This window comes from Oleiphilus sp. HI0066 (assembly GCF_001635725.1).
In genome coordinates this window covers 1-1605 of record NZ_LWFH01000385.1, presented here as the reverse complement: position 1 = coordinate 1605, position 1605 = coordinate 1, and the positions used below count along the sequence as shown (strand labels likewise).

The 1605-nt window shown below is 44.6% G+C and carries 2 protein-coding genes and 1 pseudogene; all 3 read right to left on the bottom strand.

Annotated elements, in window-relative coordinates:
* On the bottom strand, positions 1 to 308 hold a 308-nt coding region (gene truD / locus A3738_RS05295; protein ID WP_197473614.1), incomplete at its 3' end, for a tRNA pseudouridine(13) synthase TruD.
* On the bottom strand, positions 305 to 799 hold the full coding sequence (gene ispF, locus A3738_RS30620) for a 2-C-methyl-D-erythritol 2,4-cyclodiphosphate synthase (protein WP_197472384.1): 495 nt from the start codon (positions 797 to 799) through the stop codon (positions 305 to 307). The genes ispF and truD, both read right to left, overlap by 4 nt.
* Positions 800 to 841: 42 nt before the next feature.
* Positions 842 to 1513, bottom strand: a pseudogene (gene ispD / locus A3738_RS30615) (2-C-methyl-D-erythritol 4-phosphate cytidylyltransferase); the annotation flags it as partial.
* Positions 1514 to 1605: the final 92 nt, after the last annotated feature.

Below are 1605 nucleotides of genomic sequence, written 5' to 3'. Positions count from 1 at the left end.
ATTCCGCTAAGATCTATCGAATCAAACTGGCGATTACGCACATACACACTAAACCACTGACGAGTGACCGCCCAACGATCTTTCATGCCCGAATAACTGACATCCATTGGTTTAACGCCAAAATAATGCGCTAACTGCTTCGCGATGAACTCGGTATTCTGGCCAGTCTTTTCGATAAATAAATATAAATGCTCACCCTCACCAGAAAATTCCATCGTCATTTTCTCTTCCACATAAAAATCTTGTGGCGTCGCCTTATATGTAGCTTTTAACCAAACGCTACTGCTTGCTCTTGGGAGAGAATTCACACGCTTACCTGCCTCATAAGCATGACGCTCGCATCACAGGCAATACCCTCTTTTCTGCCTGTAAATCCGAGCTTTTCAGTCGTCGTCGCTTTAACACTCACACGATCCACATCTATCCCTAGATCTTCAGCGATACATTGACGCATATTATCAATATGGGGCAACATCTTCGGCGCTTGGGCGATAATCGTGCTGTCCAAGTTATTCACCGAAAAGCCTTTTGATTGAATCAAATCATTTACCGCTCTGAGTAAAAAACGGCTATCTGCTCCCGACCATTCGTCATCAGTATCTGGAAAATGCTTACCTATATCTCCTAAGGCTAAAGCACCTAGCATTGCATCACAGATCGCATGCAACAACACATCACCATCTGAATGCGCCTTTAAACCAAAGCTATGAGGAATTCTCACGCCGCCAAGAGTAACGAACTCTCCATTCTCGAACGCATGTACGTCATAGCCCGTACCCACTCTAAGATCAGGCGTCATATTTGTTTTCTCATTTACGGTATTTGTACTTTCTAGTGCAGCCAAATCTTCAGGCTTTGTGACCTTAATATTGCTCGACCGTCCTTCTACAAGTAGCGGAGAGTGCCCTGCAAACTCCATCGCTGAAGACTCATCAGTAATTTGTACTTCTTTCTTTAAAGCAGAGCGTAAAGCATCACGTAAAAGCGCATAAGGGAATGCTTGGGGAGTCTGTGCGCGCCAAATTATGTTGCGATCGAGCGTTGAATCCACCCGACCATTCTTGGAACATTTAATTGTATCAACCGAGGGAAGCGCTAATAACGCACCATCTGGTGCATCCAATAATGACTTTTCTAGTAACTCTAACTCATGTTCAGTAATCAAAGGACGAGCGGCATCGTGAACCCAAACCCAATCATGATCCGCAGCCTTATCAGATAAAGCCATTAACCCTGCTAGAACGGTATCTGCTCTTTCATCACCGCCAACAAACCTTATGCACTTGTTGGTAACATCAACAGGTAGAGAATTAAAATAGGAGTCGTCAGACCTTAAACCTACCAACACGGTTTCAAAGCGAGGTTTTGCAGTCATTGCTTCTATTGTTCGAGCAATGATCGTTTGTCCATCAATGTTAAGATATTGCTTTGGAATGGTGGACCCCATTCGAGATCCGATACCAGCGGCGGGTAGAATGAGCCAGTGCTTCGGCTCAGAATTGCGTTTTACCATGCAGAATGTTCATCAATGATCGCTTGAATTGACCACCATAAAGAAGGTCTCGTTTCGACCAATCATACCAAGGTCTACGCGTGCGCGCTCCT

What these genes read in the sequence shown, in the direction of transcription:
- ispF (WP_197472384.1), bottom strand. Translation starts at nt 799, where the DNA reads ATGACGCCTGATCTTAGAGTGGGTACGGGCTATGACGTACATGCGTTC.